The organism is Wenzhouxiangella sp. XN201, assembly GCF_011008905.1.
GTDB lineage: Bacteria > Pseudomonadota > Gammaproteobacteria > Xanthomonadales > Wenzhouxiangellaceae > Wenzhouxiangella.
Map to the genome: position 1 here is coordinate 1,485,900 of NZ_JAAIVI010000017.1, position 26,171 is coordinate 1,512,070.

22 protein-coding genes are annotated in these 26,171 nt (G+C 61.7%); 14 read left to right on the plus strand and 8 right to left on the minus strand.

The features are described 5' to 3' along the window. Positions 1-20: 20 nt before the first annotated feature. The 4 genes from G4Y73_RS07195 (at position 21) to G4Y73_RS07210 (ending at position 6,838) form a co-directional block, all read left to right on the plus strand. The gene (locus G4Y73_RS07195; RefSeq protein ID WP_164230876.1) at positions 21-653 is read left to right on the plus strand and encodes an energy transducer TonB; all 633 of its coding nucleotides are present in this window, start codon (positions 21-23) and stop codon (positions 651-653) included. A 27-nt stretch (positions 654-680) separates the two neighbouring features. Further along, complete coding sequence (locus tag G4Y73_RS07200) at positions 681-1,853, plus strand: tetratricopeptide repeat protein (protein WP_164230878.1); 1,173 nt, start codon at positions 681-683, stop codon at positions 1,851-1,853. 25 nt (positions 1,854-1,878) lie between these two features. Then, the gene (locus tag G4Y73_RS07205) at positions 1,879-5,022 is read left to right on the plus strand and encodes a TonB-dependent receptor (protein WP_164230880.1); all 3,144 of its coding nucleotides are present in this window, start codon (positions 1,879-1,881) and stop codon (positions 5,020-5,022) included. A 136-nt stretch (positions 5,023-5,158) separates the two neighbouring features. Continuing rightward, a complete protein-coding gene (locus G4Y73_RS07210) occupies positions 5,159-6,838 on the plus strand; it encodes a hypothetical protein (RefSeq protein ID WP_164230881.1) in 1,680 nt (559 codons plus the stop codon). Between the two features lie 71 nt (positions 6,839-6,909). Here G4Y73_RS07210 and G4Y73_RS07215 read toward each other — a convergent pair whose 3' ends face one another. The 5 genes from G4Y73_RS07215 to deoC all read right to left on the minus strand — a co-directional run bounded on the left by G4Y73_RS07215 (position 6,910) and on the right by deoC (position 12,941). After that, positions 6,910-9,051: an EAL domain-containing protein gene (locus tag G4Y73_RS07215; RefSeq protein ID WP_164230882.1), complete on the minus strand. Its 2,142-nt coding sequence runs from the start codon at positions 9,049-9,051 to the stop codon at positions 6,910-6,912. Between the two features lie 141 nt (positions 9,052-9,192). Beyond that, entirely contained in the window at positions 9,193-9,600 is a 408-nt protein-coding gene (locus G4Y73_RS07220) for a cytidine deaminase (protein ID WP_164230883.1), read from the minus strand. Beyond that, positions 9,597-10,835 carry a phosphopentomutase gene (locus G4Y73_RS07225; RefSeq protein WP_164230884.1) on the minus strand — a complete coding sequence of 413 codons (1,239 nt, stop codon included), beginning with the start codon at positions 10,833-10,835 and terminating at the stop codon, positions 9,597-9,599. Before G4Y73_RS07225 ends, G4Y73_RS07220 begins: the two co-directional genes overlap by 4 nt. Position 10,836: 1 nt before the next feature. Then, a complete protein-coding gene (gene deoA / locus G4Y73_RS07230; protein WP_205596507.1) occupies positions 10,837-12,168 on the minus strand; it encodes a thymidine phosphorylase in 1,332 nt (443 codons plus the stop codon). Further along, positions 12,168-12,941, minus strand: a complete 774-nt coding sequence (gene deoC / locus G4Y73_RS07235; protein ID WP_164230885.1) for a deoxyribose-phosphate aldolase — start codon at positions 12,939-12,941, stop codon at positions 12,168-12,170. Before deoC ends, deoA begins: the two co-directional genes overlap by 1 nt. A gap of 225 nt (positions 12,942-13,166) precedes the next feature. Here deoC and G4Y73_RS07240 point away from each other — a divergent pair, with 225 nt between their 5' ends. The 9 genes from G4Y73_RS07240 to G4Y73_RS07280 all read left to right on the plus strand — a co-directional run bounded on the left by G4Y73_RS07240 (position 13,167) and on the right by G4Y73_RS07280 (position 20,873). Next, positions 13,167-13,964, plus strand: a complete 798-nt coding sequence (locus tag G4Y73_RS07240) for a class I SAM-dependent methyltransferase (protein WP_164230886.1) — start codon at positions 13,167-13,169, stop codon at positions 13,962-13,964. A 95-nt stretch (positions 13,965-14,059) separates the two neighbouring features. Continuing rightward, positions 14,060-14,722 (plus strand): Crp/Fnr family transcriptional regulator, encoded by a 663-nt coding sequence (locus G4Y73_RS07245; RefSeq protein WP_164230887.1) that lies wholly within the window; start codon positions 14,060-14,062, stop codon positions 14,720-14,722. Between the two features lie 103 nt (positions 14,723-14,825). Beyond that, positions 14,826-15,641 carry a DUF3014 domain-containing protein gene (locus tag G4Y73_RS14180; protein ID WP_164230888.1) on the plus strand — a complete coding sequence of 272 codons (816 nt, stop codon included), beginning with the start codon at positions 14,826-14,828 and terminating at the stop codon, positions 15,639-15,641. A gap of 72 nt (positions 15,642-15,713) precedes the next feature. Then, positions 15,714-16,589 carry a hypothetical protein gene (locus G4Y73_RS07255; protein WP_164230889.1) on the plus strand — a complete coding sequence of 292 codons (876 nt, stop codon included), beginning with the start codon at positions 15,714-15,716 and terminating at the stop codon, positions 16,587-16,589. 118 nt (positions 16,590-16,707) lie between these two features. Beyond that, positions 16,708-18,264, plus strand: coding sequence for a PAS domain-containing sensor histidine kinase (locus tag G4Y73_RS07260; protein ID WP_164230890.1), 1,557 nt, complete (start codon positions 16,708-16,710; stop codon positions 18,262-18,264). A 25-nt stretch (positions 18,265-18,289) separates the two neighbouring features. Further along, entirely contained in the window at positions 18,290-18,895 is a 606-nt protein-coding gene (locus G4Y73_RS14255) for a response regulator (protein ID WP_164230891.1), read from the plus strand. Positions 18,896-19,004: 109 nt separating this feature from the next. After that, entirely contained in the window at positions 19,005-19,394 is a 390-nt protein-coding gene (locus G4Y73_RS07270; protein WP_164230892.1) for a response regulator, read from the plus strand. Positions 19,395-19,516: 122 nt separating this feature from the next. Continuing rightward, positions 19,517-20,221, plus strand: coding sequence for a Crp/Fnr family transcriptional regulator (locus G4Y73_RS07275; RefSeq protein WP_240451139.1), 705 nt, complete (start codon positions 19,517-19,519; stop codon positions 20,219-20,221). 223 nt (positions 20,222-20,444) lie between these two features. Beyond that, positions 20,445-20,873 carry a DUF3775 domain-containing protein gene (locus G4Y73_RS07280; protein WP_346426832.1) on the plus strand — a complete coding sequence of 143 codons (429 nt, stop codon included), beginning with the start codon at positions 20,445-20,447 and terminating at the stop codon, positions 20,871-20,873. Positions 20,874-20,883: 10 nt separating this feature from the next. Here the strand turns inward: G4Y73_RS07280 and G4Y73_RS07285 are convergent, their stop codons facing one another. The 3 genes from G4Y73_RS07285 to G4Y73_RS07295 are packed head-to-tail and all read right to left on the minus strand — an operon-like array spanning position 20,884 to position 22,024. Then, complete coding sequence (locus tag G4Y73_RS07285) at positions 20,884-21,318, minus strand: host attachment protein (RefSeq protein ID WP_164230894.1); 435 nt, start codon at positions 21,316-21,318, stop codon at positions 20,884-20,886. Positions 21,319-21,334: 16 nt separating this feature from the next. Further along, the gene (locus tag G4Y73_RS07290; RefSeq protein ID WP_164230895.1) at positions 21,335-21,535 is read right to left on the minus strand and encodes a dodecin family protein; all 201 of its coding nucleotides are present in this window, start codon (positions 21,533-21,535) and stop codon (positions 21,335-21,337) included. 42 nt (positions 21,536-21,577) lie between these two features. Beyond that, positions 21,578-22,024: an Hsp20/alpha crystallin family protein gene (locus G4Y73_RS07295; RefSeq protein ID WP_164230896.1), complete on the minus strand. Its 447-nt coding sequence runs from the start codon at positions 22,022-22,024 to the stop codon at positions 21,578-21,580. A gap of 306 nt (positions 22,025-22,330) precedes the next feature. Here G4Y73_RS07295 and G4Y73_RS07300 point away from each other — a divergent pair, with 306 nt between their 5' ends. Next, positions 22,331-26,134 carry an EAL domain-containing protein gene (locus tag G4Y73_RS07300; protein WP_164230897.1) on the plus strand — a complete coding sequence of 1,268 codons (3,804 nt, stop codon included), beginning with the start codon at positions 22,331-22,333 and terminating at the stop codon, positions 26,132-26,134. The last annotated feature ends 37 nt before the right edge of the window (positions 26,135-26,171 follow it).

Genomic DNA, 26,171 nt, shown 5'->3' on the forward strand with positions numbered 1-26,171 from the left:
GAATATTAGGAGGACAACGCATGACTTCAGAAATCAGGAAATGGACGTACGGGCTGGCATTCATGCTGGCCGGGTCGGTCCTGATCATCGGCACCCTGCTGATGATCAACCGCCTGGCCAAGGGTCCCGAAGCGCAGGAACTGGCCCGGCAGACCAGCTTCCAGGTCGAGCGCAAACCCGAGCCCCCGCCGAAAAAGGTGGTCAAGCGTGAACAGCCCGAGCCCAGGCGCTCGCGCGATATCAATCCACCGATGGTCGATCTCGACACCTCGCTGTCGGGCATCGACATGGGTATCCCCGGTGTGACGGCCGATGACCTGGGCAGCATGCGCGATGAACTGCTGGGTGACACCCGGGACGTGGTCATGACCGACGATTCCGTCGACCACCCGCCGCGACCGACCCGCCAGACGCCGCTGCCGTATCCGTCTTCGGCGCGCAAGGAGGGCGTCGAAGGCTACGTGTTGCTGTCACTGCTGATCAGCGCCGCCGGCGAGATCGAGAAAGTCCAGGTGCTGGAATCCAGCCCGGCCGGCCGCTTCGAGGATTCGGCTGTACAGGGCGTCCGAAACTGGCGCTTCGAGCCCGCCCAGTACCAGGGCCGCAACGTGCGCGTGTGGGCCAAGCAGCGCATTCGCTTCGATCTCAGCTGAGCGCTGGTCAAGGAGCTTCCCGCCATCATGCGCATCTTCTGGCTTCTGTTGATCCTGGCGCTGAGCGCAACCGCCGGTGCCCAGGAACAACCGGCGTCGCTGCCGGAAGACGGAGTCGAGCGCCTGTCCCTGGCAGCGCTCTTGATCGGTGACGGCAACTACGAACGAGCGCGCGCCGTGCTGGCGGCGATCGACCTGGACGATCCCGATCTCGACCGGGTCCGCTACCACAGCCTCGACGGGCTGGTGGCGCTCAACCTCGACGAGTTGGCCCGGGCCGAAGCCGCCTTTGTGCGTGCGCTGGAGGCGGGTCGCGAGCAGGCGGAGCCGCCCGCCGACGTCATCTGGCTATACCTGGCCCAGGCCCGTTTCGGCCAGGAGGATTATGCCGGCACCCTGGCAGCACTCGACGGCGCCGACCCCGAGACCACCGACCTGCCTTCGGTCCATCTCATGCGCGCCCAGTCGCACTGGCAGATGGGGGAACTGGAGTCTGCCTGGCGGGTGCTTTCGAATGCGGCCGGGCGCTTTCCGGATCGCGCCGGGGATTTCACGCGTCAGCAGGTCTACCTTCTGGTCGAGCAGGGGCTCTACCAGGAGGCGGCCGCACTGGGTCAGGCATTCATGCTGCGGGGCAAGGCCACGGCGAATGATGCCCTGGCCATCGGCAACGCGCTGCGCGAGGCCGGTGAATACGACCAGGCCCTGAGAATTCTCGAAGCGGCCAGGCTCGAGGACAGCGACAACATCCGCCTGGCGCGGGTGCTGGCCCAGACCTGGCTGGATCTCGACAAGATCCTGCCGGCCGCCGACATTCTTCACGATGCCGCACGGCTGGATCCCTCGCTGATGGCCGAAGCGGCCGAACTCTATCGCCGGGCAGGTTGGCTGATGCAGGCGCTCACGCTCAACGCCCGCGTTATCGACCAGCCAAAGAAGCTCAAGCAGCGCCTGGCCGTCTTCATCGAGCTGGGGCGCTTCGACCAGGCGGCCGGCATGGAGTCGGACCTGGTTCGAACCGGCCTGCTCAACGAAGAAGACATCCGCTATGCGTTGGCCTACGCATTATTCAAGACGGGCCGTTACGAGCAGGCCGAGTCTCACCTGACCCGCTTGACGCGAGACGACCTGTTCCGCAAGGCCAACGAACTCAGACGTGCCATGGAGCAGTGCCGCGATGAGCCGTGGTTCTGCACCTGATCCGCCCATGTTTCCGAGGTATTCGATGACCAGCTGGCGCACCCTGGCATTCTGTCTGGCGACGGGACTCCTTCTGTTCATTGCGGAGCAGGCCAGGGCCCAGAATGACCAGTCAGGCGATATCACCGTGCTGGTCTTCGAAAGCGGCCGTCCGGTGCCCGGCCTTCGCATCGAGATCGGCAAGCAATTCGGGCTGACCGATGCAGACGGCGCCTGGCGTGGCCGCGTCGAACCCGGCCGCACGCGCCTGGCCGTCTATGAACACGCCCTGGGGCTGGCGGCCCTGCCGCTGGAAGTGCACCAAGGCGAGGTTGCCCGCTACATCATCACCCTCGCCGGACCCCAGCGGCGGGCCCAGGTCAGCATCGAGAGCTCCCACGAAGGCGAACAGCAGCCCGCGCTGCGGGGAACCCCCGAAGTACCGACAGGCGAAGAAGGCAGCGGCCTGCTCGTCGGGCGGGTCGTTTCGACCGAGGATGGCTCGCCGGTGAGCGGCGCGCGCGTGTTCGTCAGCGGCACCCCGGTCGAGGCGCGTACCGACGAGGACGGTCAGTTCAGCGTCGAGGTGCCGACCGGTGACTACGCCGTGTCCGTTCTGCACAGCGAGTTCGCTACGCGGACCGTCGACGCCGTCGCGATCCGGGAAGACAGCGAAACCCGACGGGACTTCGAGTTGCCGCCGGCGGGCCTGGAGCTGGCCGAGTACGTCGTGGTCGAGCCCTATATCGAGGGCAGCGTGACCTCGGTAATCGCCGAGCAGCGCGATTCATCGGGGGTTGCCAATATCATCGGCACCGAGCAGTTCTCGCGTTCGGGTGATGGTGATGCCGGTAGCGCGCTGGCCCGGGTAACCGGGCTGACCCTGGTCGGCGGCGAGTTCATCTTCATTCGCGGTCTCGGCGAACGCTATTCGAGCACGCTGCTCAATGGCGCCAACGTGCCCAGCCCCGACCCGACGCGCAAGGTCGTGCCGCTTGATCTGTTCCCGACCGGCGTGATCGAGTCGATTCGCGTCCAGAAGAGTTATTCGCCGGACCTGCCGGGAGATTTCGGCGGCGGTGTCGTCGAAATCCGCACCCGTGGCATCCCGGAGGAAGACTTCCTAGAGATGAGCGTGTCCGTCGGTGGCCGCGAGGGAACGACGTTCAGCGATGGCCTGACCTATGAAGGTGGCGATCGGGATTTCCTGGGCATGGACGACGGAACCCGTGAGCTGCCGACCGCGATCGCCGAAGCCGTCGAGGATGGTGGAACGCTGACGGCCGCAGGGCCGTTCAATCCCGACGGCTTGTCGCCTGAAGAGCTCGAGATGCTGGGAGAGTCCTTTCCCGCCATCTACGAAGTGGATCGCAGGCAAGTCGGGCCGGACCTGGGACTGTCGGTCGAAGGGGGCAAGCTGTTCGAATTCAGCGATGACTGGACGGCCGGTATCACCACGGCGGTGATGTGGTCTGATGCCTATCAAACCCGGATCGAGGAGCGCCGGAGTTTTATCCCCCTGGGAGACGGCAGTCTTCGACCCAACGACGACTACGAAATAGAGCGCTCCACGCGCGATATCGAGCTCAGTGGTTTCCTCACCGCCGGCCTGCAGTACTCCGAGAATCACCGTATCGACCTGACTTCGATGCTTTTGCGGCAGACCCAGGACGAGACCTTCATCCAGGAGGGCTTCAACCTCGACGAGGACGGAATCGTCCGCTTTACCGAACTGGAATGGGAGGAACGCGAGCTCCTTTCCCAACAGCTTCGCGGCGAACACACGTTCGGATTTCTTGGCGACACCACGCTGGAGTGGGACTACGCGGACTCGCGCGCCCGGCGCGACGTGCCCGACCAGCGCCGCTATCGATACGATCCTGACAACGTCTCCGATTTCATTTTCTCGCGCCGCTCCGACAATCTCGTCCGGCGCTTCTCCAAACTGGAGGACGATGCCACTGATTACGGCATCGACCTGGCTGTGCCTTTCGGTGTCGACGGGTTCACCGGCAATGTCAGCTTCGGTGGACGGCGTCTGGACAAGTCACGCGACTCGAGCATCCGCCGTTTCCAGTTCGATGGTGTAAACCGACTCCCATTCGACCTGCGTCGGAACGAGAATCCCGAGACCTTCTTTAACCCGGACTTCATCGGACCGGGCGCTGTGGTGATCAAGGAGTCCACGCGCGAGACGGACAACTACACCGCATTGCTTGAAGTGGACGCCCGCTACGCCAACCTCGACATGACCTTCTTCGAGCGTCTGCGGGTGACCGGCGGCATTCGGATCGAGGACTGGGAGCAGAACGTTACGACTTTTCAACTGCTCAACCCAGGCGCCACACCGGTTGTCGCCGAACTCGCCGATGAAGATCGGCTTCCGGCCTTTTCTGCCACCTGGTACATGACCGAGAACCAGCAGATTCGTGCCAGCTACGCCGAAACACTCGTGCGCCCGGACTTCAAGGAACTTTCGCCAGCGCCTTTTACCGACCCGGTTCTCAATCGTGAGGTGATTGGCAACGCGGAACTCGTGCCATCCCAGATCGAGCACATGGACCTGCGCTGGGAATACTATCCCGAGCCGTCCGAGTTGATTTCGCTCGGGATCTTCCACAAGTCGATCATCAACCCGATCGAGGTAACTGTTGAAGCCGGGGTCGAGCAACGGCTGACTTACGCCAATGCCGACGAAGCCGAGAACTACGGCGCCGAACTCGAGTGGCGAAAGAGTCTCGGATTCCTGGGTGAATTCCTCGAAATCGGCCCCGTCTGGAACCGGCTCTACCTCGCAGGCAACTACTCCTGGGTCGAATCAGAAATCTTCATCGAAGACCTGGGCATCCTGACCAATGAATTCCGTCCCTTGCAGGGGCAATCGCCCTATGTGGCCAACGTCCAGATCGGCTATGACGACGAGGAGCGGGACTTTTCCGCCACCCTGCTGCTCAATGCCGTGGGTGAGCGCATTGTCGAAGTCGGGGTGCTGGGCGCACCCGACAAGAAGGAACAGCCTGCGCCCGACCTTGACCTGGTGATCCAGTGGCGCTGGTTCGATCTGCTCGATTTCAAGGCCGAGTTCAGCAACCTGCTGGATTCTGCATTCGAGGTTCGCCAGGGCAAGGAGATCACACAACGCTACACGCGTGGCCGGGAATTCAGCCTGGGTGTGAGCTGGGAGTACTGAGATCCGGCAGAGGCTTGTAAGGAATTGGTCATGTCGAAGTCACGCGACTGAAACCAGGGCTCAATAGGATGAGCATGATGACGGTAGTTCATCGTCCTTAACTCGCTAAATGGAAGCAGAGGAAACAAACATGCTCATGAATATGAAGCGCAATTTGCTGGCGCTTGCGGCCGGATCCCTGGTGATCGGCTCGGCAAACGCCTTCGTGGTGAATGAGCAATTCACCGGCAACTACTTTGAACAGGGCAAGAGCGGCCGTGGGGTGATCGTTGATATCGTTCCCTCCAACAACCAGGAATTTGGAAATGCCGTGATTGCCCAGTGGTTTACCTTCCGTGATGGAGTCCCGCTGTGGCTGACGGGCTTCGGCTCGATCGATCAGAATACCAATATCGCCGAGCTCGACTTCTACGAACTCGAAGGTGGCGTATTTGGCCCGGAATTCACCGAAGCTGATGCCAGCCAGTCGATCTGGGGCACCGGCACGCTGAGCTTCGACAGCTGCGAACAGTTGACCCTGGACTACAACGGAGACGATGGAACCGGCACGCTGGATCTCTCGCCCGTTTCCCAGGGTGCTGAATGCATCGTCAAACGTGAATTCGACGGCTGTCCCGAGTTTGCCAGCGCCGGACCGCTCGAGGGCTCGTGCATCGTCGGCGGCGAAGTCAATTCCGACATCGCACTGAGCAATGAAATTACCTGGCTGATCCAGGGTCAGTTGATCGTCAATGACGGTGCCTCTCTCACGATCGAACCCAACACCGAATTGGTCGGCGGCACCCTCGGCGACACCGACACGCTGGTGGTCAAGCAGGGCGGCAAGGTCTTCGCCGAAGGCACGGCCAGCAATCCCATCATCATGCGTGGTCCGGATGCTGAAACCCGGGCCGAGTGGGGCGGGGTGGTGATCAACGGTTTCGCCCCTATCAACGGTTGCTCGGAAGGCACCGACCCTTGCACCGCGCAGGGCGAAGGCAACTCCGGTACTTACGGCGGCAACGATCCGCACGACAGCAGTGGCGTGATGCGATACGTGGTCGTTTCCAACGCCGGCCGTCAGTTCAGCGAAGAAAACGAACTTAACGGCATCGCCTTCCAGGGCGTGGGTGACGGCACCGTCGTCGAGTACATCCAGGTTCATCTGAATGAAGACGATGGTGTCGAGTTCTTCGGCGGCACGGTCAACGCCAAGTATCTGGTTCTGACCGGCATCGGCGATGACAGCCTCGACTGGACGCAAGGCTGGCAGGGCAAGGTGCAGTACGTGCTCGCCAAGCAGTACACCGACAACGGCGACCAGGGCATCGAGGCCGATAACAACGGCGATGCCAACGACTCCCTGCCGCGCGCCAAGCCGATGCTGGCCAACATGACCTACATCGGCCAGTCCAACACCGACATCGGCATTCTGCTGCGTGAAGGCACCGGTGCCAACATCGCCAACAGCGTCGTGACCGGGTTCGGCGAGTTCTGTCTCGACATCGACAACGAGTCGACCTTCCAGAACGAAGAGAATCTGACCATCGTCAACAGTGTTGTCGGCGGCTGCGGCGAAACCTTCAGCGAAGACGGCGGAGACCTGTTTGCCGTGTCGGACTGGTTCTTCAGCTTCCCGGGCAACGTCGAAGCAAACCCGAACCTGTCCAACTACGCCCCGAACGCCAGTTCACCGGCACTCGGTATCGGCAACATCCCGTTCGAAGACGGCTTCTTCGATAACGTCGACTATGCTGGCGCGATTTCGGGCACGGGTGCCGACTGGACCAAGGGCTGGACGGTCGGGCTCGACCGCACCGCGCCCCTGGGACAGTAAGCACAAGCGTCAAGTTTTTCAGACAAACTCATTGCAGCATCTTTCGGCCCCGCTTCGGCGGGGCTTTCTTTTTATGCGCTGCTGCCTGCCTGCGAACGTTGCATCAGAATTTCTGGCAGGGACTCCAGCGGACTTGGCTTATCCACGAGATAGCCCTGCATCAGGTCGACACCAACCCGCAGCAGTTGTGCTCGCACGGCTTCGGTTTCAACGCATTCGGCAATCGTAATCTTGTCCATGGCCTGGCCGAGACGGTTGATTTCGCTGATGAACTCGAATGCCTCGCTGTCACGGTCGATGTCATTGACAAAGCTGCCATCGATCTTGAGGTAGTCGACTGGCAACTGGCGCAGGTAATTCATCGAGGAAACGCCCGTCCCGAAATCGTCCAGCGCAATTCGGCAACCTCGTGAATGCGCGTGCTCGAGTACCTGCCTGGCCTGCTCCAGGTTGGAGATCAGGGCGGTTTCCGTCACCTCCAGGCAAAGCTTTGGCAGGAGACTTCGATGCCGATCCAGGCTGTGTTTCAAGAATGACAGAAAATGCTGATCGCCCAGACTTCTTCCCGACAGATTGACGTTGATCCGATCCAGTTGATCGATCACCCGGGCATGCGCACGCATCCAGTCCAGTACGCTGGTGAGCATCCAGCGATCGATCTGCGAAGTCATGAAGTAGCGTTCGGCGGCCGGCATGAACCGACCGGCCGCAATCGGTTCATCCCCGGGATCTTCCGGGAGCATTCGAACCAGGATCTCGATGGCCACCGTGCGGAAGGGAGGCCCCTGGAGCGGAACGATCGACTGCCAGTGCATCGCCAGGCGGTCCTGCTGGAGTGCCGACTGGATTCTCGCCACCCAGCCCAGTTCACCGAATTTTTCGGCCAGCCGCAGATCGTCTGGGTGCCAGGCATGAACCTGATTGCCGCCGTCCTCCTTGGCCGCCAGGCAGGCACAATCGGCGCGTCTGAGGATGGTTTCGATACCATCGCTCGGCTGATCGAATGTCACCACCCCGATACTCAGCGTGGGCACGCGGTTCTTGCCGGCAATATCCAGGGGTTCGTTTTCCAGACTGGCCAGCACCATGCGTCCCGCAGCCAGTGCGGTTTCTTCGCCAGTGTCGTGGAGAAGCACTGCAAATTCATCGGCGCCGAGCCTTGCAACCGCGGCATCGGCAGGCAGCAACTCTCGCAGTCGATGACCTATCGCCTTGAGCAGACGATCGGCGGTTGAGTGACCGAGCGTTTCGTTGATGAGCCGAAACTGATCGACATTGATATTGAGCAGACTGTGTTTTCCGGATCCCTGGGGCCCGCACAGAAAAGCCAAACGGTTCTCCAGAGCGGTACGCGACATCAATCCCGTCAGCGCATCATGTTCCCTCAGGTAGGCAAGCTCGACGCGGGCTTGATGCATGGTGCGCCGATAGCGCAGCAGCTTCCACACCAGCCAGGTAAAGGCGCCGATCAAAAGCAAGCCGCCTGCCACGAGCAGGGCGATCTGTCCCGGTCCGAAACGAACCGCGCCATCCTTGTCGAGTGGCTGCAGCCAGCGTTCATAAATCTGGTCGAATTCGCCTGACGCCAAGACTTCGTCGAGGCCATCGTTGAGTACTGCCAGCATTTCCTCGTTGCCCTCGCGCACGGCAAATGCGTATTCGACCGGCAGCACCGGTGGTCCGGAAACCGTGAGATTGTCCAGCCCGGTCTGGCGCATTGTGTGGCGACTGCGATGCTCGGTCAGCAGCGCGGCATCGTGGTGGTTCTGGGCCAGCAAACGAAGTCCTTCGGAGTCGGAATCGACGAGAATCAGTTCCACGTCCAGATCAGCGTCGAGCAGAAATTCGTGGCTCCAGGCTTCCCGCTGGACGATCACCGTTTTTCCGGCAAGTTCATCGATCCGTGTAATCGGCTCGCCGCCGGCCGGAATGAAAATCCGGTGATGAACGATGATGTGCGGACGGGCGAAATCGACCGTATCTCGACGGTCTTTGGAAACAAACATGCCCAGCACATCGATCTCACCCGCCTGCAATGCCTCACGGATGGTGTCCCAGGAACCCAGTCGAAAGCGGACTTCATGGCCCGATGCGCGGCCGATGGCGCGCATCAGGTCGACGTTGAAGCCGACCGGGTCACCGGAGGCATTCAGCGTTTCATAAGGCTGGTAGCCATCTTCGCCCCCGACGACGATCACTTCGGCGTATGCCATGAAACTCGTGACGAGAAGGATTCCGGCCAGCGCCGGATTTCGCACGAAATGACTTCCCCGGTTCAGCAAACCCAGCGCTCCCCTGTTCCTATGGCACCAGCCTACCTTGTACGCGCAGCTATCGCCAGAGATGGCGGGGGATCAATCGCTTAAATTATCGGGGCCGAATGAATCGGGAAGAAGCTGTGAGAGCGTCCGCTCGAGCAGGATATTGCCACTGTCGTCGACGGCGTATACAAGCGTGGCGTCCTCCCCGAACTCGCGCAGGCGTTGGCGGCAATCACCGCAGGGTGCGCAGGGTATTGCCCTGGGACCGAGGATCCAGACATGTTTGATGTCGTGATCACCGGCGCCGATCATGGCCGAAATGGCCGAGGCTTCGGCGCACTGGCTCTTGAAGTGCGCAACCTCGACGTTGGTGCCGCCGAAGCGCTCGCCTGAGGCCGCTTCGACGATGACGGCCACGGGGTGGTCAGAGTAGGGCGCGTAGGCGCGGGAACGGAGCGTCTTGAGTCGTTCGAGCAATTCAGTATCGATGGTCCTGGTCATGCCTGCGTCTTCGCCGTTGCTTGAGTGGAAAGAAATGCCCGGCCTTCCGGCAGGGGATCGAGCCTGAAGAATGTCGCCAGGGTCTGGCCGATATCGGCAAAGGTTGCCCGCTCACCGATGCTTCCCGGCGGCAGACCGCCGCCCAGGGCGAGCACCGGCACGTGTTCGCGGGTGTGGTCACTGCCGGAGAATGTGGGATCGCAACCATGATCGGCCGTCAGAATCATCAGGTCATCATTCGACAGTTTTTCAATAAGTTGTGGTAGCTTTTGATCAAAATACATGAGCGCCTCGGCATAGCCGTCCGGGTCGCGGCGATGGCCGTGGATCATGTCAAAATCGACCAGGTTGGTGATCACCAGGCTGCGCTCTTCGGCGGTCTCCAGCGCGGCCAGCGTGGCCTCGATCAGCGCGGCATTGCCGTCGGCCTTGATCGTGCTGCTGATGCCGCGCTGGGCGAAGATGTCGGCAATCTTGCCAATGGCGATGACCTCGCCGCCATCGTCGACCAGGCGCTCGAGCAGCGTCGGAGCGGGGGGCGGCACGCTGTAGTCGCGACGATTGCCCGTGCGCTTGAAATCGCCGGCATGATTGCCAACGAAAGGCCGGGAGATGACGCGGCCGATGGGATGGTCATCGCAATAGTCGTCGACCAGCTCACGTGCGATCCGGCACACGCGGTCCAGTCGCTCGAGCCCGAAGAACTGCTCGTGGACGGCGATCTGTAAGACCGAATCGGCCGAGGTGTAGACGATGGGCTTGCCCGACTCGATGTGCTCGACACCCAGGCGAGCGATGATCTCGGTGCCCGAGGCATGGCAGTTGCCGAGCACACCCGGCAGGTCGGCGCGCTCGATCAGTGCGGTAAGCAGTTCCGGCGGGAAGCTGTTCTCCTTGTCGCGGAAGTAACCCCATTCGAAGCGCACCGGCACGCCGGCCATTTCCCAGTGCCCGGAGGGCGTGTCCTTGCCGCTGGAGATTTCCCGCGCGTAACCCCAGGCACCCTCGACCTGATCGGGCAGGGTGATGCCGGCAGCGACCTGGCCGGTGCTGGCCCGATGGGCGTGGAACAGGCCCAGGCCAGCCAGATTGGGCAGCTCCAGCGGCCGGCCGGCGCGCAGCCGGTGTTCGGCGATATGGCCCAGCGTATCGGCACCGGTGTCGCCAAAGCGATCGGCGTCGGCGGCCGCGCCGATACCGAAGGAATCCAGCTCGATCAGCAGGGCTTTGGGCATGTCAGTCGTCTCCGCTTGTCAGACGTTCGCCGATCAGCACCGGCGGCGCCGGGCGCTGTGGACCGATGCGGCAGGCACGCCGGATAGTTTCGGCGGCACGCTCGGCTTCATCGGCCGTACGGGCATGCACCCGTGCCAGGGGTCGATCCGGACCGGCATCCTCGCCGATCTGGATCAGTCCCGACAGACCCACGGCCGGATCGATTCGATCCCCGGCGCGGCGGCGACCGCCGCCCAGATCGACCACGGCCAGACCGATGGCGCGGACGTCTATGTCAGTGACGTAACCGCTTTGTCCGGCTTCGACATCCCGGATCACCGGCGCTTCCGGCAGGTACTGGTCGGGATGATCAAGCAGATCCGACGGCCCACCCAGGGCGCTCACCATGGCGGCGAAGCGTTCAGCAGCACGGCCGCTGGAGACGGCCTCGTCAACTTTTCGCCGGGCCGTATCCCGATCGTCGGCCAGGCCGCCGGCCACGAGCGTTTCGACCGCCAGTTCCCGGCTGAGTGCCATCAGCGAATCCCGCCGCGGCCGGTCCTGCAGACAGTCGATCACTTCCGAGATTTCCAGGGCGTTGCCGGCACAATCGGCCAGGGGTTGACTCATGTCGGTCAGGAGCGCATGGGTCCGGACCCCGGCCAGGGTGCCGACTTCGCTCAAGCTTCGGGCCAGTTGTCGCGCCTGCCCGGAATCGGTCATGACCGCACCGTTGCCGGTCTTGACGTCGAGCACCAGGCCGTCGAGGCCTTCGGCCAGCTTCTTCGACAGGATCGAGGCAACAATCAGCGGAATGGATTCCACCGTGGCCGTGACATCGCGCACGGCATAGAGGCGGCGGTCGGCCGGGGCCAGCTCGTCCGTCTGGCCGATGATGGCGCAGCCCGTTTTCCGCACGATGGCCTGAAAGCGCTCGGCGGCCGGCGAAACCTCGTAGCCCGGAATGGCTGCGAGCTTGTCGACCGTGCCGCCCGTATGACCCAGACCGCGACCGGCGATCATCGGAACGAAACCGCCGCAGGCGGCAACGATCGGTGCGAGGATCAAGGACGTGACGTCGCCGATCCCGCCCGTCGAATGCTTGTCGAGCACGGGACCGGGCAGGGCGGGATCGTCCCAGCGCAGCACCCGGCCGGAATCGCGCATGGCCTGCGTCAGGGCCACGCACTCGTCATCATCCATGCCGTTGAGAAACACGGCCATGACAAAGGCGCCGAGCTGCTCGTCGCCGACCGAGCCATCGGTGATGCCGGAAACCAGCGCCTGGATGGCCGCGGCATCAAGCGCCTGTCCGTCGCGTTTGTGCTGCAGGATCTTCCGGATCGACATCATCAAGCATCCTGGCCCGGTTCAGTGTGGCTGCTGTCCTCAAGCGTGGCCAGCAGATCGTCGAGCAGCCCCGAGGCACCGAAACGGAAGTGCCGCGGCGTGATCCAGGCCGCTCCCATGATTTCCGCCGCAAGATTCAGGTATTGCCGAGCCTGTTCGGTGGTCCGGACGCCGCCAGAGACCTTGCAGCCCACGTCCCGGCCGCTGTCGCGGATGGTCTCGAGCAAGGTTCGCACAGCTTCCGGCGTGGCGTTGACCGCCACCTTGCCGGTCGAGGTCTTGAGAAAATCGGCACCACCCTCGATTGCGATCTCGGCAGCGGTTTTAATCAGTTGAGGGTCGGCCAGCTCACCGGTTTCGAGGATGACCTTGAGTAAATGCTTCCCACAAGTTTCCCGGGCAGCCATAACCAGGCTGCGGCCGGCTTCCGCATCGCCCTCGAGAAACGCGCGCCAGGGAAAGACCAGGTCGATTTCATCGGCCCCGGCTGCGAGTGCTTCGCGCACCTCCGAAACGACTTGATCGGGCGTCTCGTTGCCGCCTGGAAAATTGACGACGGTGGCAATCCGCACCCGCCTGGCCTGTTGCTGCTCGTCCAGCACCTCGCGCGCAGCGCCAATGAAGCGGGGGTAGACGCAGACCGCTGCCACCGACCCGAATGGTGTTCGGGCGCGATCACACAGGGCCCGGACCGCCGATTCGTCGTCGTCCACTTCCAGGCGTGTGAGGTCCACCAGTCCCAGGGCGAGTCGGGCTGCTGATGCCGCTTCAGTCATTCAGGGTCTGCCATTGATCAGGTTAACGAAAGGATAACGGATGCCGGGGTTTGCCATGCCCGAATCTGACCGCGATGTGTGATTCAGACAAGAAGCCAGTGCGACCAGCACATAGTGTGCGATAACGTACAGAGGCATTAGATTTGGCTCATTTAATCTATTTGTCCGTTCAAAAACGACAGGGGCCCCGCATTGGCATGAGCGCCCCCACGAGGCAGGCTATTCATGGGATTTATCGGCGGCAAACTGGGGAGCGTTCTTCTCAGGACAATCGCGCCGGCCCCTCCGGAAAGGGGAGGCGACGCCGAGTCAGGCCAGGACCAGAAGCTGGAGCGCTACTTCGGGCCTGAATTCCCGCACCGTCTGCAAGGTAAGACGGTCATTGATTTCGGCTGTGGCGACGGTGTTCAGGCAGTCATGATCGCCACGCAGGTGCCGGACTGCCGAGTGATCGGACTCGACATCCAGCCCCGCTTCCTGGCAGAAGCCCGGGCCCGTGCTGCCCGATGCGGAGTCGCCGATCGCTGCCATTTCGCGGAAACCACCACCGAGCGGGCCGACGTCATCATGAGTATCGATGCCTTCGAGCACTTCAGCGATCCGGGCAGCATTCTCGAGACCATGAGCGAGCTGCTCAAGCCCGGCGGCGAAGTCATGGCGTCCTTCGGCCCGACCTGGCTGCATCCCTACGGGGGACATCTCTTTTCGGTTTTTCCCTGGGCCCACCTGATCTTCACCGAAGCCGCGCTGATCCGCTGGCGCGCCGGCTTCCGCCACGATGGCGCCATCCACTTTTCCGAAGTGGAAGGGGGGCTCAATCAGATTCGCATCGCCGAATTCGAGCGACTGGTCGCGGACAGCTCGCTGGCCGTCGACTGGCTCGAAAGTGTGCCGATTCGAAATCTCTCTTTCCTGCGCTCGAAGCCCCTGCGCGAGTTCGGCTCCAGCATCGTGCGCTGTCGCCTGGTTCGCAGGAAAGACCTTCAAGGGGCACCCCAAGCAACTGAGGAGTTGGCAGCATGAAAACGTCTTCAGCCCGGATTTCAGCACATGAGCAGGAGTTTCGACGCTCCGACACAGGATCCATTGAGTTGGAGAGCAACCGGATTCTTCGTGGCATGCACCCGGTTGATCTCGCCTGCATTCTTCCTCATCTGGACCTTGTCGATTGGGAACGCGGGCAAGTCATCCACGAAACCAGCACCCCGCAAAGATACGCATACTTCCCGGTGGATGCCCTCGCATCGATCGTGTTATTCCTCGAGGACGGGCACAGCTGTGAGGTCGCGATCGTCGGCAATGACGGTCTTCTGGGAATGTCGATCTTCACCCAGACGGAATCAATGCCCGGCTACTCGATCGTACAGGTCGCCGGCAGGGCATACCGGCTGAAAGCATCGGTTTTGCGGGAACGCTTCAGCCGGAGTGAATCCTTCCGCGCACTTCTGCTTCGATATGCCCAGACGTTTCTGACGCAGATCGGACAGTCGGTAAGCTGTAATCGCTATCACACGATTTACCAGCAGTTGGCGCGCTGGCTCCTGATTGCCGCGGACCATCTGCCGCACAACCAACTCGAGTTGACCCAGGAGCAGATTGCACACAGCCTGGGCGTGCGACGGGAAGGTGTCACCGAGGCTGCCGGCCGGCTGCAGAAAGCCGGGCTGATCGACTACCGGCGCGGGCACATCAGCCTGGTCGATCGGCTGGGCCTCGAGCGCGCGTGTTGCGAATGCTACGAGGTGGTCAAGCGCGAGACCGCGCGTCTCCTGCCTGAATGATGGCAGAAGCTGCCGGCGCTCTTTCGGCCAGTCTCGGGATGACCCTTCGAACCGAGCGGAAATTGTGCGGTCTCAAACAATAGCCCAAACGGGGAGTCTGCTCGTGTCTACACGCATTGTCGTCATCTGCATTGCCGTCGCCGTCTTGCTGGGATTCCTGCTGTGGCCACGGTCGCCCGAAAGGACACCCCCAGAGCAGGCGGAAGTGCCGGCCTTCGAGGAACAAGAGCAGGCCGAACCCCCGCGCTACCCGGTTCCCGAGCGGACCGAATCGGTCGAATCACGGCCCCAATCCGACGATGAGGGGGACCAAGCGCCCGAACTACCGCCGCTGGACGAAAGCGATCCGGCCGTTGTCGAGGCCCTGACCGAAAACCTGGGCGAGAATCTGGTCGAGCGCTGGCTGGTGGCCGACCGCGTCGTCGAACGCGCGGTGGTGCTGGTCAACAGCCTGGACGGCTCGGCCATTCCGCTGAGATTGCGTCCGCTGCGACCAACGGACGAGGAACCGATCGTCGATGAATCGGGTGATGAGCAGCTTGCCTGGTCGCCGGCCAATGCAGATCGCTACACCCCCCAGGTCGATGCACTGTTGTCGATCGAACCCGACAGGGCCGCGGAACTGTACCAGCGCCACTACCCACTGTTCCAGGAAGCCTGGTCGGCCCTGGGCGAGAACGAGCCCTACTTCAACGACCGCCTGGTCGAAGTTCTGGACCGCCTGATCGATACGCCCGAAGTCGAGCTGCCGGTGCCTGTAGAGCCCTATGAGGGCCATTACCGGTTTGCCGACGAGACCCTGGAAGAACAATCCTGGGGCCAGAAGGCATTGATCCGCACCGGTCCGGACAACGCCCGGCGCATCCGGGAATGGTTACGCGAATTCCGGGAGGCGGTGACCGCAACCGAAGACTCGTGACCTATGGCAGATGCCGCGGACCCGGCGGTGTGCTCCAATAAAGCTCCCTTTTCGGGAACGGAGAATACGGACATGAAATTGAAATCTGCCTTGTGGGTTGTCGTGCTGCTCAGCGGTGTCGCCGTTGCCGGCAATGAAGGCTTCGAGCTCGAGGCCGGGAGTGTGCACGAAGGGTCGGTGACGACCCGAAACGGCGCCATCCGGATCGGTGACGACGCGACGGTCAAGGGTGATATTGAAAGCCGCAACGGCCTGATCGACATTGGCCGCGGCGTGACGGCCGCCAACGTTGGCGCGCGCAATGGCCCCATCCGCCTCGGCCCTGAGAGCCGGGTTGGCAATGTGGAGTCCAGAAACGGCGCAATCACGCTCGAGGAAGACGGTCAGGCCGGCCGCATTGAAACCCGAAACGGGGCGATCAGGATCGGTGCCAATGCCCAGGCCGCTGATGTGCATTCGCGCAACGGCAGTGTCCATATCGCCGAAGCCGCCGTCATCGAGGGCCATGCCGAAACACGCAATGGCAGCATCGATCTGGCGGCCGAGAGCCACGTCAAGGGCCTGATCACGACCCGCAACGGCGCCGTCGAACTCAACGATGCGCGGGTGGGGCAGGGCATCAGTACCGTCGCTGGCGACATCGTGCTGCGCGGCGCCAGCCATTCGGGCGGTGACCTCGTGATCGAGATCGAAGAGAACAGCAATGGCGGTGGCCTGTTCGGGTTCATCGGTAAATCTTCGCGCGAAGCTGGAGATATTCGCGTGCTCGATTCGAGCGAAGTGGACGGCGACGTGATGCTGTTGCTGCCGGCCGACTTCGATGGCGAAATCCCGACCCTCGAAATTGCTGCCGACGCGCGCGTGACGGGCAACCTGCGCATCGACCACCGTGTCGAGCTGAAGATCGACGGGACGGTTGAAGGCGAGGTCGAACGCATCACGCATTGAGACCCGCGCAGCGCGCGGATAGTCTCGGTCCAATTTGCTCCGGGCGTCTCACCGCGCCCGGAGCGTGCATATGCGTGTAAAGTAGGGATTGAGCGCATACGCCACTACAGGTGGACCAATGAGCGTGGCAACCGGGGAAACGACAGTTCCGCAGGCCCTTGACAAGGATCTGCTGCAAGCCTTGCTCGATGTTTCCGGACTGCTCGTCGTCATGCTCGACGAGGTGGGACGAATTCAGCTGTTCAATCGGGCCTGCGAGGAATTGACCGGCTTTTCCGCCACAGATGTGATCGGGCACCCCATCTGGTCCTGCCTGATTCCAGAAGACGAACTCACGGACGTGAAGGACGTTCATGGACGGCTCCAGAGAGACGAGACGAGTAATATCCATGTCAACCACTGGCTGACGAAGGACGGCAACAAACGGCTGATCCAGTGGCGCAATGTCTCATTGCGTGATGACGAAGGCAGGCTGTGCGGCTTGGTCGGCACCGGAATCGACATGACCGAGCAGGAGCGTGCACTTCGGGTGCGCCGGCACTGGGAAGCTGAACGCCACTACCTGCTCGACGCCCTTCCCATTCTGATCGCGCATGTCGATGAAGATTTTCGTATTCGTTTTGCCAACAACGGCTATCGCCATTGGTTCGGGCTGGATGCCGACGACCTGGCCGGAAAGCCCATTGTCGATGTAATCGGAGACGCGGCCTTCGCAACGCTTGAACCGCACTTCCGCACAGCGTTGGGCGGGCGCCGATCCATTTACCACGGCGAGATGGAATACCTGCACGGGCCGAAACGTTTCATCCACGGCACCTACATTCCGGCCTTTGACGAAGCAACGCGCATTGACGGTTTCTATATCGTGGTCGTGGATCTCAGCGAGCAGCATCACCTGCGCGAGACGCTGGTACAGGAACGGCTCAACGCGCAGCGCGAGGCGCAGGCGCACCTACTGGAACTGTCACACGTTACCCGCGTGGCAGCCCTGAGCGAGGTAGCCGCCGGCCTGGCGCACGAGATCAGCCAGCCCCTGACGGCCATTGCCGCATCGGCCGAAGCCTGCCTGATGCAGCTCTCCAGAACCCCCGAATCGGCCGAGCGGCTGCGACCGGCCATTGACGAGATTGCGAAGCAGGGGCAACGTGCACGGCAGATCATTCAGCAGCTGCGCAGCTTCCTGCACAAGGAGCAGGAGGACAGTCGCAGTGACTGTGATATCCGCGAACTGATCGACGATGTTTTGCTGCTACTGAAGACGGAGCTCGTTGCGGAAGATATCGTCATGGAGCGTGATCTCGACCCGGAGCTGTGCCGGCTTCGGGTCAACCGCGTCCAGGTCGAGCAAGTGCTGTTCAACCTGCTTCGCAACGCCATCGAGGTACTCTCCATCACTGAAGGCGACCGCCGAGTCGTCATCCGCAGTCGTTGTGTGCCGGAGCAGGGCCGATACCGCATCGAAGTCTCGGACTCGGGTCCCGGGCTTGACGAGGCGGCCATCCCCAAGCTATTCCATCCCTTCTACACCACCAAGACCGAGGGGTTGGGGCAGGGCCTGTCGATCTGCCGCTCGATCATCGACCGCCACGGCGGCGAGCTCGAGGCCGCCAACAGTCCGGACGGCGGCGCAGTCTTCAGCTTTACGCTTCCCCTGTGCAACAACTGTGACAACTGAAACACCGAGCAAAAGCGGTACTGTCGTGATCGTCGACGACGACGGCCCGGTGCGCGAATCGCTGGCACTGCTGCTCGATGCCGCCGGGTTCGGTACGCGTTGCCATCGCGGCGGCGAGGAGTTGCTCGATTACGGGCCGCCGCCCGGCCCGGCCTGCTTGTTGCTGGATCTTGAAATGCCCGGCATGAACGGCACCGAGGTGCAGAGAAGGTTGGCCGATGCGGGCTGGAATATTCCGATCGTATTCCTGACGGGTCATGGGGACGTCCCGGCTGCGGTCAAGGCTCTCAAGGGCGGCGCCGTCGATTTCCTGCAGAAGAGCGAGATGCAGCCGTCGGAGCTTCTGGAAATGATCGAACAGTGTGTGGCCGACCATCGTCGCCGACTGATGGAACGACAAGCACGGGAGCGTCAGAAACAGCGGTTCGATCACCTGACCGAGCGGGAGTTTGAAGTGGCAAGCCTGGCGTCCTCGGGCATGACCAACAAGGCGATCGGTCTGGAACTCGGCATTAGTGAGCGCACGGTCGAGATTCACCGCGGGCGTGCCATGAAGAAGCTGGGCTTGCGCACGGTTGCCGAGCTGGCTCGCCTGAAACCGATCTTCGACAGGCTTGCTTCGACGGAGTAACCTCAATACGCTCCATCGAATCGTTGATCCGTATCACCATGTCCTGCCAGTTTTCGTGCTCCAATTGAATCCCGTTCCTGCTGGTGTGGTCCACCAACCGGGAATAAGTATGGATATTCAACTGGAGCAGGCCTTGGTTCACGTCGTCGATGACGACGAGGCCGTCCGAAGCAGCCTGAGGCTGCTCGGAGAGGCCCGGGGCTGGCAGATAAAAACTTATGCCAGCGCTCACGACTACCTGGCCGAGCCGCCATCACCGCAGGGCCGGCTGGAATGCCTGGTTCTGGACCTGCAGTTGCCCGGCATGAACGGCACGCAGCTGCTGGAGATGCTGCGGGCATCGGATCGACAGCCTGCCACCATCGTCCTGACAGCCTGGCCCGATAGCGAGCTCGCCCGGCGTGCCCTGGCTGCCGGTGCCAGCCAGATCATTCCAAAACCCTTCGTGCCCGGTGCATGGCTACGCGCCGTCGAAGAATCTCTATCCCCCGCCAACTAATCCGGTCTCGAGTAAGGGAGTTCCCTTATTGGCTAATCCCCCGGATCCCGCTAGATTGTTACACAGGCACTCAATGCCGAATGTTGTTGGCACAATCCGATTGATCCCGTTTGGGAGCGGAGATGACACACGGGCTAGGAAATTTGCGGGGGGACGCGCAATACGCCTCGGCGCAGCCGGCATCCTGGACTGGAGGAACCCGGAACGGACGCGCGCCGCGCCGGATACTCCAGGCCGGGGATCATGTGTTCGAGACGGGCGACGCACAGAGCGAAGCTTATATCGTCCGTTGCGGTCACCTCAAAAGTTATCGCGTTCATCGAGATGGCGAGGAGCAGATCCTGGGCATGCTCGGTCCGGGCGACGTGTTGGGCTTCGATGCCCTGACCGGGCGGCCCGCCAGCTACAGCGTCGTGGCATTGGAGATTGCCAGCCTCGAACGCATCCCCCTGGGTCGGGATGGAATCGGGGAAGGGGATAGCGCCGGCTACATGAACGTCGTGGAAGGCATGTACCGCGAGTTGCAGCGGTTCAGTAGATTGCTGTATATGGACCGCCACCCGGCCGAACGCCGACTGGCCGAATTTCTCCTCGATTTTTCGCGCGAGGAAGGCGAGCGGGGCAGGAGCCGTATTGACCTGATGCTTCCCTTCAACCGTCGCGACCTGGCATGCTTCCTGGGCCTGGCGCCCGAAACCCTGTCCAGGACATTCAGCCGGTTTCAGGAGCAGGGCATTCTTTCGGTCGACAATCGGGAAATTCACATTCTCGAATACGAAGCCCTCTTACTCACCGCCGGCGAGCAACCAGATTCAGTCCCTTCATAGCGATCTGCCGACCTGGCTGCCGAGCACAAGTCCGAGCACGCCGACGATTCCCGACACGCTCCCCGAAACCGCGCGCTCCCAAGCCGAGCCCACCCTAAAACAGCCGTGCCCGGTCACGCGAAGAACGCGCGGTTTAAGTGATCGAGGTCAAACCGGCTAAGGCGGGAAGTGGCTACTATCTCAGACAGCTACGCAACATCACACCGATGCGAGGAGGCCGCCCGTGGACGACAGCGAGCAACCCGCCAAAGGGATCGAAACTGCGGCAACACTCCAGGTCAATCCTGACGATGTCTGCCAGTTGATCCAGCTGGCGCGCGACTTCCACGCTCAGGACTCCGTCGTTTTAGAAGACGAGCCCGAGAGCCTGACCGACGATCTGGTTTTCGATGCACTCGAGTCTCATGGCGAGGATCCCATTGTGGCCGAGTTCAGAAACATCATTGCCGATCTCGATCGCGAGCAGCAGGTGCAGGTCGTTAGCCTGCTTTGGGTGGGGCGAGGCGACTACGACCTGTCCGAGTGGCAGGAGGCGGTCAGCGACGCGGACGATCAATGGACCGACTACACCGCCGATTACCTGTTGGCCCATCCACTACTCGCCGACTACCTCGGTGACGGGCTGGAAATGCTGGGTTATCACTGCGAGTAACGGCTAACCGCTATAGGTACTCGGGCAACTGGTTGCGAATGGCTGCGGGATCCAGTCTCGAAAGGTTCTTGGCTGTCTCGCTGCGGATCAATTCCTGGGTTTCGTCATCCAGGTGATTGCGAAGCTCACCCATGAAATGCGGCGCGGCCAGCACGTGCAGCCGGTCCAGGCTGCCGTCCAAACGAGCCTGGCGCAAGCGCCCGGCCAGTTTCGCTGCCATTGCCTTCTCGGAATGCTCGCGCTGGCTTTCCGATTCGGACATCGAAAAACGTCCGGCACGGGAACGATTCAAGCCCCGGCCGGGCCTATCGGACACGAGATCCTGTTCGCGCAGGCGCGAGTCCGGATTGAGCATTACATCGAATTCCTCGAGTGTCTCCCCGGCACCCTTGCGAAATAGCCGCACGCGCGAACTGTCGGCAACGACCACCCAGCAATCGCTCACAGGCGCTGTACTCTGCCTATTCGAGAACGAAGCTGACGCGCATGTTCACCCGGTAACGGATGATGTTGCCGTCTTCGACCATAACCTTCTGCTCGGCGATCCACGCGCCACGCACATTCTTGAGCGATTTTTCGGCGCGCTCGATACCACGACGGATGGCGTCTTCGAAACTCTCGGTGGAGCTGGACGTGATTTCTACGACCTTTGCGACACTCATGGATCTATCTCCTCGAATTGAGCCCGGTCCTTGCCGTTTACCTCAGCCCTTGATTTCAATCTTGCGGGCTACAGCTTTCTCGGACTTTGGAATGTGAATCTCCAGCACGCCGTCCTTCATTTTTGCTTCAACGCCGTCATCGGCTGCGTCGGGCAGCGAGAACTGACGGGAAAAGCTCCCGGAGAATCGCTCGATCCGGTGAAAATTGTCACCTTCATCGCGACTTTCCTCCGTGCGGCTGCCCCGGATCGTCAGAATCCCCTTGTCCAGGGTGACATCGATATCCTTGGGCTCGACGCCGGGGATATCGGCATGGACGACGTAGCCCTTCTTGTTTTCCTTGAGATCAACGGCCGGGGCCCAGGATTCGCTGAAGAGTGCCTCGTCCGGGAACTCCTCGAACGGCCAGTCGGCCATGGACATCAGGCGGCGCAGGGCGTTGCCTGTCGTGGATGGGTTACTGCGTGTGTGTTTGCGGGGAAGTGCCATGATGAATCCTCCTTGCCTGGATTCCACACCACATCCTGAGAATACGCCGGCTCAAGCCACAGCGCATTGATACGGGTCAATGAAGCCGCAGGCTTTTCCGGGGGTAAACGGCCCGTGACCTCTGGCACGCGTGTCTGGCGCCCCGCATGTGCTTGAATCTATTTACATCTGGGGGAATTCCGGTAGGCTTGTCGAAGAGGGAGGTGCAAGGACGGTATGAGCTGCTCGGCACGATCGAAACGTTCGATGTTCCATGGGCTCTGCTGCCTCCTTTGGCTGCAGGCGGGCATCGCACAGTCAGCGGAGGTGAAATTCCACTCGCTGCCGCTGGACAATGCGCTGAGCCAGAATACGGTCGTCGACATGGTCCAGGATCAGCGCGGCCTGATGTGGTTTGCCACGCTGGGCGGGCTGGATGTTTACGACGGCTATGAGTTCCGCACGATCCCCAGCGACCCGCGTCGCGCAGACAGCCTGACCGGCGTTCACGTCAGCCGGCTGTACGAGGATCGCCAGGGAAATATCTGGGTCGCGGGCTTTCAGGGTTGGCTCAATCGCATCGCTCCCGATTCCGGACGAATTGACCACTATTCGCCGGAGCTGTATGGCGGGCAGGATGGCCTGATCTCGGGACCGTCGGCGTTTCTCGAAACGGCCGACGGTACGCTCTACCTCGGGACGGTCACGGGGCTGCATCGCTACGACGCGGAAAACAATCGCTTTGTGCGCAATGTCGATGTCGGGCCGAATTCCGACCCGGTGGGCGCGGTCCGCAGCATGGCCGCGGCCAGCCAAGGGCGAATCTGGCTCGGGACCAATCAGGGGCTGTTCCGCCTGAACCCCGCAAGCGGCGAGCGTGAACACTGGCGTCATGAGGCCGAGCGATCCGATTCTCTGCCTTCCAGTTCGATCCTGAGCCTGCTGGTCGACTCATCGGGGCGATTATGGATCGGAACGCCGGTCGACGGCTTGGCCCGGCTCGATCCCGCGAGCGGCGATATCGTGCGATTTAGCGCTGACCCCGATCGCTCCGATTCACTCGCGAGCAATCAGGTCACGGACATTCTCCAGGATAGCGAAGGCCAGGTCTGGGTCGCCAACCAGTCAGGCGGGCTGAGCCGGTTCTTGTCGGAATCCGGAGGGTTCGAGGTCTATAGAAACGACCCCGACAACCCCGAATCGATTCCCGCCAACGATGTCTGGAGTCTTTACGAGGATCGTTCGGGGCTGCTCTGGATCGGGACTGCAGGAAGCGGCGTCAGCCAGATCAACCCCGCGCGCAACCGCTTCGATGTCTTGCGGCATATTCCATTCAACGACAACAGCTTGAGCAGCCAATTCGTGTGGGATCTGACGCAGACCGCGGATGGCCGCATCTGGATGGCGACGCTCGCCGGACTGGAGTCGTATTCCCCGCGGACACAACGCTACAGCCATTTCCAGCCCGCCGTCGATTCGATCGCCTCGGTCCAGATGCAGTCGGTCACGGCGGATGCGGACGGCTACATCTGGCTGGGGGGCGTGGATGGCACGCTCTATCGTTTCGATCCCGCACGGGAAGCGTTCTCCGCGGTTGGGCAAGACCTCAGGGACGGGCAGGGCCTGGGGCCCGGTCGGATCTGGAATCTCCTGGCCGACGGCGATCTCATCTGGGTCACGACGCCATCCGGGCTGTACGGTCTCGATCGACACTCGCATGTACTTGTCGAGGCGTTGCCTGCTGGCGAACGTCTGCCGATGGGCGGAACACCCTTTCGCGTCATGCTGCCGGCAAAGCCGGAGGGCTTCTGGCTGGGTGGCGGCGGCCTGGGACTGATGCGCTACGTGCCAGGGCAGGGCATCGTTGAATCCTGGACGCACCGGCTCGATCAGCCCGACTCGCTCAGCCACTCCATGGTGCGCGCCATTCACGTGGACGAGTCCGGCGGAATCTGGGTGGGCACACTCAACGGTTTGAACTACCTCTCGCCCGAAAGCCGTCGCCTCGAGCGTGAGCAATTCAGGCTATTCACGACGAGCGACGGCCTGCCCAGCAATACCATCTATGGCATTCTCCCCGGGGTCGATGGAGCGCTCTGGCTGTCGACACCCCAGGGCCTGGCCCGCTTTGATCGGAGCCGGGAGACTTTCGAGGCTTTCGACGTATCCGATGGTCTGCCCTCGAATGAATTCAATGGCGGCGCGGAGCTCGTCACCCGGGACGGCCAACTCTACTTCGGCGGCGTGGCCGGCGTCGCCATCGTCAGGCCGGAAGCATTGTGGCGAAACGACCATGTGCCGACCGTGGCCATCACCGGCGTCGAAGTTCGCGGAGAGCGTGTTGCACGTGAGGACTTCGGATCGAACACGCCTCTCTCGATTCCCTACGCGGAGAATGATCTCACCGTCGAGTTTGCGGTCATGGACTTTCATCAGCCCGAGAAGAATCGCTTCGAATACCGCCTCGTCGGCGGAAGCAAGGCCTGGACGCCAAGCAGCCTGCGGAGAATCAGCTTCCACCGCCTGAGCCCGGGGCAATATCGCTTCGAAGTGCGTGGCGCCAATAACGACGGTGTCTGGAGTGAATCACCCGCAACCCTCGATCTGAGCATCTTGCCCCCCTGGTGGCGCACCAACCTGGCCTATACGGGCTACCTCATCATCGGGCTTGCCTTGTTGCTGGCTTACCATCTGCGCCAGCAGCGACGTTTGGCCGAAGAACGGCGCATCAGTGACGAGTTGCAGCAGGCCCATTCATTGGCCGAAGCGAATCACCAGATGGCCCTGCGCCATGCCCAGTCCGATCAACTCACGCAACTGCCCAACCGCGGGGCGCTGCTCGAAGCGCTGGCCAGACACATGCGCAAGGCCCGGCCGGAGAAGCCGCTGGCGGTACTGCAGATCAACCTGGATCGGTTCCAGAGGATCAACGATTCATTCGGACATGCGATCGGCGATCGCGTACTGCAGTTGCTCGCACGCCGTTTCGAGGATGCACTCGAGGAGGGCGATTTTCTGGCCCGAACCGGCTCGGACGAATTCGTCTGGCTGACCAACCTGGAGGAGGGCGTAGAGCCAGAACAATGGCTGAAGGATCGTTGCCTGCTGATCAACCGCATTGTCGGGGAACGCATGGAATACCTGCAGCCCGGTGTCGTCATGACCGCGAGTGTCGGAGCCGCGATCCACGACACCGAAACCTCATCATTGTCTGCTACGGATCTCTTGAGCTGCGCCGATATTGCGCTTCATCAGGCGAAGAAAAGGAGCGAACCACCGCGCTCGCAGCTTTACCAGCGCGGCATGGACGAAGCGGCACGGCAACATCTGGCAATCGAAGCACGTCTGAAGTCAGCGCTGGAGCAGGATGAATTCAGTCTTCGCTTCCAGCCGTTGATTGCGATTGAAAGCGGCCGGGTGCGAGCCCTCGAGGTTCTTTTACGATGGCAGACGGGGGAGGGCGAATTCATTCCCCCGGACCGATTCATTCCGATCGCCGAACAGAGCGGTCTGATCGTGGATATCGGCGCCTGGACCATCCGTGCATGCTGCCGCCAGATCTCCGAGTGGCTTCGAGCCGGCCACCCAGCCGACTTTCGCGTTGCCGTCAACGTCTCGATGCGTCAGCTACGCGGCGGTGGCTTTGCCAGCGTGTTGCAGGAAGCCACAAAGGAATTCGACGTACCGCCCTCCATGCTCAAGGTCGAAATCACCGAAAGCATGATGATGGAACACGTGGAGGATACCGCCGATCAACTCGAGGAAATCGCACGCCTGGGCGTGGAGATCTCCGTCGACGATTTCGGCACAGGCTTTTCATCACTCAGTCATCTCAAGCTGCTTCCGGTCAGCGAACTCAAGATCGACCGCGCATTCGTGATCGATGTGATGAGTTCCGAACAGAGCCGGACAATCGTTCAATCCATCGTGCGGCTCGGTCACGAATTGAATCTCCGTGTCGTTGCAGAAGGCGTAGAAGATTCCGACTCACTGGAATGGCTGGGCCAGGTCGGATGCGACTACGCCCAGGGCTATTACTTTGCACGGCCACTGACCGCCGGTGAGCTTGTCGGCCAGGGCTGGTTAACGCCGGTAGCAAAAGCCAGGAAACGAGTCAGGCAGACATCCTGAAAGACTCCCGGCAAGATGATGTGCTAATGTGACTTTG

Bases quoted from the DNA above. Each gene is read 5' to 3' on its own strand.
- G4Y73_RS07220 (WP_164230883.1), bottom strand. From the start codon at position 9,600: ATGACCAGGACCATCGATACTGAATTGCTCGAACGACTCAAGACGCTC.
- G4Y73_RS07215 (WP_164230882.1), bottom strand. From the start codon at position 9,051: ATGGCATACGCCGAAGTGATCGTCGTCGGGGGCGAAGATGGCTACCAG.
- G4Y73_RS07270 (WP_164230892.1), top strand. From the start codon at position 19,005: ATGGATATTCAACTGGAGCAGGCCTTGGTTCACGTCGTCGATGACGAC.
- G4Y73_RS07195 (WP_164230876.1), top strand. From the start codon at position 21: ATGACTTCAGAAATCAGGAAATGGACGTACGGGCTGGCATTCATGCTG.
- G4Y73_RS07225 (WP_164230884.1), bottom strand. From the start codon at position 10,835: ATGCCCAAAGCCCTGCTGATCGAGCTGGATTCCTTCGGTATCGGCGCG.
- G4Y73_RS07275 (WP_240451139.1), top strand. From the start codon at position 19,517: ATGACACACGGGCTAGGAAATTTGCGGGGGGACGCGCAATACGCCTCG.
- G4Y73_RS07255 (WP_164230889.1), top strand. From the start codon at position 15,714: ATGAAATTGAAATCTGCCTTGTGGGTTGTCGTGCTGCTCAGCGGTGTC.
- deoC (WP_164230885.1), bottom strand. From the start codon at position 12,941: ATGACTGAAGCGGCATCAGCAGCCCGACTCGCCCTGGGACTGGTGGAC.
- G4Y73_RS07210 (WP_164230881.1), top strand. From the start codon at position 5,159: ATGAATATGAAGCGCAATTTGCTGGCGCTTGCGGCCGGATCCCTGGTG.
- G4Y73_RS07240 (WP_164230886.1), top strand. From the start codon at position 13,167: ATGGGATTTATCGGCGGCAAACTGGGGAGCGTTCTTCTCAGGACAATC.
- G4Y73_RS07290 (WP_164230895.1), bottom strand. From the start codon at position 21,535: ATGAGTGTCGCAAAGGTCGTAGAAATCACGTCCAGCTCCACCGAGAGT.
- G4Y73_RS07200 (WP_164230878.1), top strand. From the start codon at position 681: ATGCGCATCTTCTGGCTTCTGTTGATCCTGGCGCTGAGCGCAACCGCC.
- deoA (WP_205596507.1), bottom strand. From the start codon at position 12,168: ATGATGTCGATCCGGAAGATCCTGCAGCACAAACGCGACGGACAGGCG.
- G4Y73_RS07245 (WP_164230887.1), top strand. From the start codon at position 14,060: ATGCACCCGGTTGATCTCGCCTGCATTCTTCCTCATCTGGACCTTGTC.
- G4Y73_RS07295 (WP_164230896.1), bottom strand. From the start codon at position 22,024: ATGGCACTTCCCCGCAAACACACACGCAGTAACCCATCCACGACAGGC.
- G4Y73_RS07260 (WP_164230890.1), top strand. From the start codon at position 16,708: ATGAGCGTGGCAACCGGGGAAACGACAGTTCCGCAGGCCCTTGACAAG.
- G4Y73_RS07205 (WP_164230880.1), top strand. From the start codon at position 1,879: ATGACCAGCTGGCGCACCCTGGCATTCTGTCTGGCGACGGGACTCCTT.